The organism is Mesorhizobium sp. M7A.F.Ca.CA.002.15.2.1 (genome assembly GCF_003998715.1).
Lineage (GTDB): Bacteria > Pseudomonadota > Alphaproteobacteria > Rhizobiales > Rhizobiaceae > Mesorhizobium > Mesorhizobium ciceri.
Genome location: NZ_RZPI01000207.1, coordinates 793 through 8,147, shown reverse-complemented (window position 1 = coordinate 8,147; position 7,355 = coordinate 793). Strand labels below are relative to the sequence as shown.

6 protein-coding genes and 1 pseudogene are annotated in these 7,355 nt (G+C 66.6%); 6 read left to right on the top strand and 1 reads right to left on the bottom strand.

Annotated elements, in window-relative coordinates; all coding sequences use genetic code 11:
- A pseudogene (locus ENZ74_RS13950) lies at positions 1-918 on the bottom strand (transcriptional regulator); the annotation flags it as partial.
- A gap of 254 nt (positions 919-1,172) precedes the next feature.
- On the opposite strand from ENZ74_RS13950, the gene ENZ74_RS13945 reads away from it, so the two are divergent.
- The 6 genes from ENZ74_RS13945 to ENZ74_RS13920 all read left to right on the top strand — a co-directional run.
- Positions 1,173-2,261, top strand: coding sequence for a pyridoxal-phosphate dependent enzyme (locus tag ENZ74_RS13945; protein WP_063170415.1), 1,089 nt, complete (start codon positions 1,173-1,175; stop codon positions 2,259-2,261).
- Positions 2,262-2,274: 13 nt separating this feature from the next.
- On the top strand, positions 2,275-3,762 hold the full coding sequence (locus tag ENZ74_RS13940) for an aspartate aminotransferase family protein (RefSeq protein WP_063169664.1): 1,488 nt from the start codon (positions 2,275-2,277) through the stop codon (positions 3,760-3,762).
- 49 nt (positions 3,763-3,811) lie between these two features.
- Complete coding sequence (locus ENZ74_RS13935) at positions 3,812-4,168, top strand: hypothetical protein (protein WP_024502169.1); 357 nt, start codon at positions 3,812-3,814, stop codon at positions 4,166-4,168.
- 127 nt (positions 4,169-4,295) lie between these two features.
- Positions 4,296-4,667 (top strand): hypothetical protein, encoded by a 372-nt coding sequence (locus tag ENZ74_RS13930; protein ID WP_063169665.1) that lies wholly within the window; start codon positions 4,296-4,298, stop codon positions 4,665-4,667.
- Positions 4,668-4,781: 114 nt separating this feature from the next.
- Complete coding sequence (locus ENZ74_RS13925) at positions 4,782-5,408, top strand: CDGSH iron-sulfur domain-containing protein (RefSeq protein ID WP_013528606.1); 627 nt, start codon at positions 4,782-4,784, stop codon at positions 5,406-5,408.
- 121 nt (positions 5,409-5,529) lie between these two features.
- A partial coding sequence (locus ENZ74_RS13920; RefSeq protein WP_245470950.1) for a hydantoinase/oxoprolinase family protein occupies positions 5,530-7,355 on the top strand: 1,826 nt, incomplete at its 3' end.

Sequence of the window (7,355 nt, the reverse complement as noted above, 5' to 3'; positions counted from 1 at the left end):
GAGCTTGGCCAGGCGGGTGATGATGTCGTGGGTGAAACCGTCGGCCAATCCGCCGCGCGTGCCGCCGCTCTCCTCGACAAACGGCATCACCGCCAGCGAAGCGTGGCTGGGCTCGACCGGGCCGGGTGCGGTGGGCATGGTGGCCACCAGTGGCGATAGCGTGGACAGGCAGGCCGTTCGAAGCGAGGTGCCCGACTGTCGGTCACGGATCGCCCGCCAGGCCGCGCGAAGCGGTGCGAAATCGAGCTCCTCCGACCGAAACAATCGTTCCGCCGCGGCCAGATGCTCTTCGGCCGCGCCGACCTCGCCGCGCCCGGCCAGATTGGACAGCAACGCCAGATGTCCGCACGTGTCGAACGGCGCCAGTTCCACCCATGTGTCGAGATGGGCGATCGCCTCGTCACTATAAGCCGGCAGGCTCGCGACAAGGCGTTCCAGCACGGCGGCATGGCAAGCGCTGAAGCGGCGGCGCTGCGCGATCAGCCAGCTGTTGAAATGCGGGCTGCGCTCGAGCTCCAGCCCGTCGAGGAAATCGCCGGCAAACAGTCCGGCCAGCACGCGCAAGCGCTCGACGTCAAGCGTGCCGATCCCTTGCGCGGCGGCGCGGCTGACCTCCAGCACATCGACCAGGCAATCGTCGAGATCGAGTGCGACCGTATCGCCTTGGGTGGAGACCCGGCGCCGGGCCGGCATGTCAAGCGCGCCGCGCAGCTTGCTCAGGCACCAGCGCAGTTCGCCCCTTGGGTCGTTCGGCACATCCCACAACAACTCGCACAGGCGACTGCGGCTGACCGGATGCGGCGCCAGCGCCAGATAGGCGAGCAGCGCGCGCAGCTTGCGTGACGCGGGCAGGGCAACCGGAGCGCCGTCGCGGGAGATCATCAGCGGTCCGAGCAGGCGCACGGAAAGGACCGGCATGTCGCCGTCCGGCCTCGATCGAGTGGATTCCACGTGCGTTTCCACGCCTGCTCCCACGCTGGCCTGTCGGCCTCTCCTGTATCACCAAACACGACACGGCGCATCCGGCAGCGGATATCAGCGCCGGATACGGGCATTGCCGCTGTGCGGCATGTCAGTCCTAGCGCGGCAAGGTCACCAAACCTCGCCGCCCAGCCCGCCGGTTTGTAACCGGCCCGTGAAGACAAAACGCGATGACAATCAAGGAGACCAAGATGTTGCAGCAGCAGAAGATCAGAACCACGGCCGGGCGCGGCCGCCTGTTCGACAGCATTCTCGACACCGTCGGCGACACGCCGGTGGTTCGCATCAACAATCTCGGACCGTCCCACGCGACGATCTACGTCAAGGCCGAGTATTTCAATCCCGGCGCCTCGGTGAAGGACCGGCTGGCGCTCAACATCATCGAGGAGGGCGAGCGCAGCGGGGCGCTGAAGCCGGGCCAGACGGTGGTCGAGGCGACCAGCGGCAACACCGGCATTGGCCTCGCCATGGTCTGCGCGCAAAAGGGCTATCCGCTGGTCGTCACGATGGCCGACAGTTTTTCGGTCGAGCGCCGCAAACTGATGCGCATGCTGGGCGCCAAGGTGGTGCTGACGCCGCGCGCAGAAAAAGGTTTCGGCATGTACAAGAAGGCGGTGGAACTGGCCGAGGCCAATGGCTGGTTCCTTGCCCGCCAGTTCGAGACGACCGCCAACGCCGCCATCCACGAGGCAACGACGGCGCGCGAGATCGTCAATGATTTCGCCGGCTCGCGGCTTGATTGCTTCGTCACCGGCTATGGCACCGGCGGCACGGTGGTGGGCGTGGCGCGCGTGCTGCGCCGCGAGCGGCCGGAAACCCGCATCGTGCTGTCCGAGCCGGCCAACGCGCAGCTCGTCGGCAGCGGCAAGGTCCAGCAGCGCGGCGTCGATGGTGCTCCCGCCGCCAGCCATCCAGCCTTCGAGCCGCACCCGATCCAGGGCTGGACGCCGGATTTCATCCCCAACGTGCTGCAGGAGGCGATCGACACCAGCCTCTATGACGAGGTGATGCCGATCGCCGGGCCCGAGGGCATCAAATGGGCGAGGGAATTGGCGCGCAAAGAGGGCATCTTCACCGGCATTTCCGGCGGCGCGACCTTCGCCGTGGCACGGCAGGTCGCGGAGGAGGCGCCGGCCGGTGCGGTGATCCTGTGCATGCTGCCCGACACCGGCGAACGCTACATGTCGACACCGCTGTTCGACGGCATCGAGGCCGAGATGGATGCCGACGAGACCGCCCTGTCGCGCTCGACGCCCGGCTGCCAGTTCCCGGCGGCTTGACGGGAGATCTGGTATGGACGCCGTGCAAGAAAACCTCGGCCTTTTGGCCGAGGAAACGCTCGATCCCCTGGACTGGGCCGATGTGCAGGCCCTGTCGCACCGGGTCATCGACGATGCGGTCGATTACCTCCGCGATGTGCGCGACCGCCCGGTCTGGCGGGAGATGCCGGCCGATGTGAGAGGGGCCTTCTCGGCGCCGCTGCCGCGCTCGCCGGCGCCGCTGGATGCGGTCTATTCTGAGGTGTCCCGCACGGTGATGTCCTATCCAATGGGCAACATCCATCCGCGCTTCTGGTCCTGGTATATGGGGTCGAGCAATTTCACCGGTGCGCTCGGCGATTTCCTGGCGGCAATCCAGGGCTCGAACCTCGGCGGTGGCAACCACGCCGCCGGGCTGATGGACAGCCAGGTGGTGAACTGGTGCAAGGAGATGCTGGGCTTTCCCGCTTCTGCCGGCGGCACGCTGGTCAGCGGCGGCTCGATGGCCAACATCATCGGGCTGACCGTGGCGCGCAACGTCAAGGCCGGCATCGACGTGCGCGAGCATGGTGTCGCCGCCATCGAAAAGCCGCTGCGCTTCTACGGCTCGGAGCAGATCCACTCGTGCCACCGCAAGGCGATGGAGGCACTTGGCCTCGGCAACCGGGCACTGCGCCGCATCCCGACCGATGCCGGGCTGCGCATCGATATCGCCGCCTTGCGGGCAGCGATCACAGAGGACCGCGCGGCAGGGTTCAAGCCGGCCTGCGTCATCGGTACGGCGGGCACCGTCAACACCGGGGCGATCGACGATTTGCAGGCGCTTGCGAAGCTGTCACATGAGGAAGGCCTCTGGTTCCATGTCGACGGCTGCATCGGCGCGCTGATCGCCATTGCGCCTGAGAATGCCCATCGCGTCGCCGGCATCGAACGGGCGGATTCGGTCGCGCTCGATCCCCACAAATGGCTGCACGCGCCGTTCGAAGTCGGCTGCGCCCTGGTCAGGGATGCCGCCGCGCATCGCGGGACCTTCGCGGTGACGCCGGAATATCTGGAATCGACGCCGCGCGGCCTCGCTTCCGGCGAATGGCTGCACGACTACGGCCTGCAGACGTCGCGCGGTTTTCGCGCGCTGAAGGTGTGGATGGCGCTGAAGGAGCACGGTGTCGAGAAATTCGGCCGCCTGATCGACCAGAACATTGCCCAGGCCGTCTATCTTGCCGGCTTGATCGAGGCCGCGCCGCGGCTGCAGCTGGCGGCATCGCCGACCGTCAACATCGTCTGCTTCCGCTATCAGCCCGGTCTGACAGGCGAGGCTCTGAAGGTGCTCAACACGGAGATCATGCTGCGGCTGCAGGAACAGGGCATTGCGGCCCTTTCGGACACCACGGTGCATGGCGAGCACTGGTTGCGCGTGGCGATCACCAATCATCGCACACGGCGCGAGGATCTCGACCTGCTGGTGCGTGAAACGGTGCGGCTGGGGCATGAGATCGCGACGCAGGGTTCCGCACCTTCCTAGTAGCGGGCAGGCATGCGATTCTGCCGCGGTGATTCGGGAGATCCAGGCCGTGACGCTGTTTCGTATGGTTGCACTGGCGGCGCTGGTCTTCACCGCCTCGGCGCAGGCCGCCGACATGGCCTTCTTCGTCAAGAACCTGCGCAAGGAAGCAGTCGCGGTCGAGCTGTTCAGCCGCGACCGCGAGACGGTCTGGCCGGGCAACGACAAGGTGTTCCTGATCGCCCCAGGGTCGCAGAAATCTGTGCCGTTCTCCTGCAATCAGGGCGAACATATCTGCTATGGCGCCTGGGCCGACGGCAATGACAGCCTCTCGGCCGGCGTCGGGCCGGACAATGACCAGCCTTGCGACACCTGCTGCTTCATCTGCGTCGAACACTCGACAGAGACGATCGATCTGGTGCCGTAGAGCGCGGAAGTTTTCGTTGGACCCAAATTAAGTCAGGGATCGGCTCGTCCGGTCCACTTCCGCGATTCAGCGCTGCGTGCGATGGTCGCCACGCGGCCGGGTGGGCCGCTTATTCAGGGGGTCACTCATGTTTCATATCTATGCGCGCCGCGTGCTGGCCGCGCTGTCTCTCCTCATGCTGCTCGTGCCGGCGGCGCGTGCCGACGATGTCACCTTTGCCATCAAGAACGGCCACCCCAACGCCATGCGCGTCGAACTCTACAGCCAGGATCGCGACTATGTCTGGCCGGGCGATGACAAGGACTTCTACCTCGACGACGGCGAGACCAAGCAGCTGCCGATATCCTGCAACGCCGGGGAATCGATCTGTTACGGCGCCTGGGTCGATGGTGACGAGGGCACCTATTGGGGCGTCGGCCCCGGCAACAAGGAAAAATGCGAGGATTGCTGCTATACCTGCAGCGGCGGCGAGACCGAGGAGATCGAACTGGTCCCCTGACCGGTTTGCCAGCTTGACGGTCTTCGGGCTGGAGCCATAGCCTGTGCAAATACCCAGCGCGCGCCGCCTCGAACTGTTCAGACGCGACGTGCTTCAGGCAAAAGGAGCTCAGCTATGGCCGGCATGGTCGAAAGCGACAAGATCGACGTCGGGTTTTCCGGCAAGCGCTGCATCCATTCGCGCAACTGCGTGCTCGGCGATCCGCACGTCTTCGTGCCCAACGCGCCGGGTCAATGGATCCATCCCGAGGCGGCCAGCGTCGAGAAGATCGTCGCCATCGCCGAAAGCTGCCCGTCGGGCGCCATCACCTATGTCAGGAAGGATGGCGGGCCGCAGGAGCAAGCACCGGTGGTCAACACGGTGCGGCTGCGGGAAAACGGCCCGCTGGCGGTACACGCCGAGATCGTTCTCGACGGCGAGACTTCTTATCGTGCCACGCTCTGCCGCTGCGGCGCTTCGGAAAACAAGCCGTTCTGCGACGGCAGCCACAACAAATCCGGTTTTGCCGCCACCGGCGAGCCGCAGCTGAAGGACACGCCGGCGCTCGAAGCGAGAAATGGTCCGCTGAAAGTGACGCCGACCACCAATGGCCCGCTCAAGCTTGAGGGCAATCTCGAGATCGTCACCGGAACCGGCCATACGGTCGACCGTACACAACGCGCCTTCCTCTGCCGCTGCGGCCATTCCGCCAACAAGCCGTTCTGCGATGGCACGCACAAGAAAGTGGGGTTTGTCGGGTAGGTTGGCGCTTCGGCCAACGCTGCCAATCTCCGCCTTGGCCCAGCGCTCGCAGCTTTATCGACCCGCCCGCATCGGCTAAAGGCAGGGGCAGACAGACTCCCCAGCCGGACCGCCGCCAAAAATGACAGCCAAGACCAAGCCAAAACCGTTGTTCCTCGGAATCGACACCGGCGGCACCTATACCGATGCCGTGTTGTGGTCTGAAACAGAAGGCCCGCAAGAAGGGCCGAACAAGGGCAAGGTGCTGGCCAAGGCCAAGGCGCTGACCACCAGGCATGATCTTGCCGTCGGCATTTCCGGCGCCGTCGACGCGGTGCTGCAGAAAGCCGGAACCGATCCGGCTGATATCAAGCTGGTGTCGATGTCGACGACGCTTGCCACCAACGCGCTCGTCGAGGGCCAGGGCGGCCGCGTCGCGCTGGTGATGATCGGCTTTTCCGAGGGCGACCTCGCCCGCGACGGGCTGAAGGCCGCGCTCGGCACCGATCCGGTGGTTTTTTGTCCGGGCGGTCACGACGTGCATGGCAATGCCGCCAAGCTCGATCTGTCCGGACTGGAAGCGGCGCTGCCGGAACTCGGCGCCTCGGTGTCCGGCTTTGCCGTCTGCGCCTACTTCGCCACCCGCAATCCGGCGCATGAGATCGCCGCCCGCGAGTTGATCCGCGACAAGTCCGGCCTGCCGGTCACATCGAGCCACGAGCTGTCGGCCAAGCTCGGCGGCCCGCGCCGGGCGCTGACCACTTTGCTCAACGCCAGGCTGATCTCGATGATCGACCGGCTGGTGGCAGCAACCGAAGGCTTCCTCGAGGCGCGCAACATCGCAGCACCGCTGATGGTGGTGCGCGGCGATGGCGCGCTGGTTTCAGCCGCTTTTGCCCGCCAGCGACCGATCGAGACCATCCTGTCCGGCCCGGCCGCCAGCCTGGTCGGCGCCCGCCACATGACCGGGCTCGACAATGCTGTGGTGTCCGACATCGGCGGCACCACCACCGACGTCGCCGTGCTCGACGGCGGCCGTCCCAGGCTAGATCCGGAAGGCGCCACCGTCGGCGGCTTCCGCACCATGGTCGAGGCCGTCGCCATGCGCACCTTCGGCCTCGGCGGCGATTCCGAAGTGGCGCTGGAGGATGGCGCGCTCAACCCCAGGATCCTGCTCGGGCCGCGCCGCCTGGTGCCGCTGGCGCTGGCCGGCATGGCGCATGGCGTAGCGCTGATTTCAGAGCTGGAGCGTCAGCTGCGGGCACCCAATCCCGGCCGTATGGACGGCCGCTTCGCGGTGCGCACCGGCGTGCCGGACCGGCTCGCCGCCGGCCTGACCGGCGCCGAAGCCAGGCTCTACGAGCTGATTGGTGCCGTGCCGCTCGCCGTCGACAGGCTTTTGACCTCGAACGCGCAGAACGCGACGCTGAACCGGCTGGTGTCGCGCGGGCTGGTGCATGTCGCCGGCTTCACCCCGTCGGACGCCGCCCACGTGCTGGGCAAGCAGGCGAACTGGGATCCCATCGCCGCGCGCCTCGGCGCCGAACTGTTCGCCCGCAAGCGTGACGGCCGTGGCCAGAACATCGCCGCTTCGCCGGAAGCGATCTCGGAACGGGTGCTGGTGACGCTGACGCGCTGGTCGGCCGAATATATCCTCGAGACCGCCTTTGCCGAGGATGGGCTCGATGGCGCCGCGACAGTGGCGCACGCCCTGGTGCAGCGCGCGGTCGACGCGCATCCCGGCATCGCCCGCCTGAGCGTCGCGCTCGACCGCCCGGTCATCGGCCTCGGCGCCTCGGCGCCGCTGCACTATGCCGGCTTGGCCGAGCTGATCGGCAATGACTGCGTGGTGCCCAGGGATACCGATGTCGCCAACGCGCTCGGCGCCGTCGTCGGCCAGGTCAGGGTTTCGGCCGAGGCGCGGGTCAGCCAGCCCATAGAAGGGCTGTTTCGTCTCGCCTCGGGCGA

What these genes read in the sequence shown, in the direction of transcription:
- ENZ74_RS13945 (WP_063170415.1), top strand. Translation starts at nt 1,173, where the DNA reads ATGTTGCAGCAGCAGAAGATCAGAACCACGGCCGGGCGCGGCCGCCTG.
- ENZ74_RS13940 (WP_063169664.1), top strand. Translation starts at nt 2,275, where the DNA reads ATGGACGCCGTGCAAGAAAACCTCGGCCTTTTGGCCGAGGAAACGCTC.
- ENZ74_RS13930 (WP_063169665.1), top strand. Translation starts at nt 4,296, where the DNA reads ATGTTTCATATCTATGCGCGCCGCGTGCTGGCCGCGCTGTCTCTCCTC.
- ENZ74_RS13925 (WP_013528606.1), top strand. Translation starts at nt 4,782, where the DNA reads ATGGCCGGCATGGTCGAAAGCGACAAGATCGACGTCGGGTTTTCCGGC.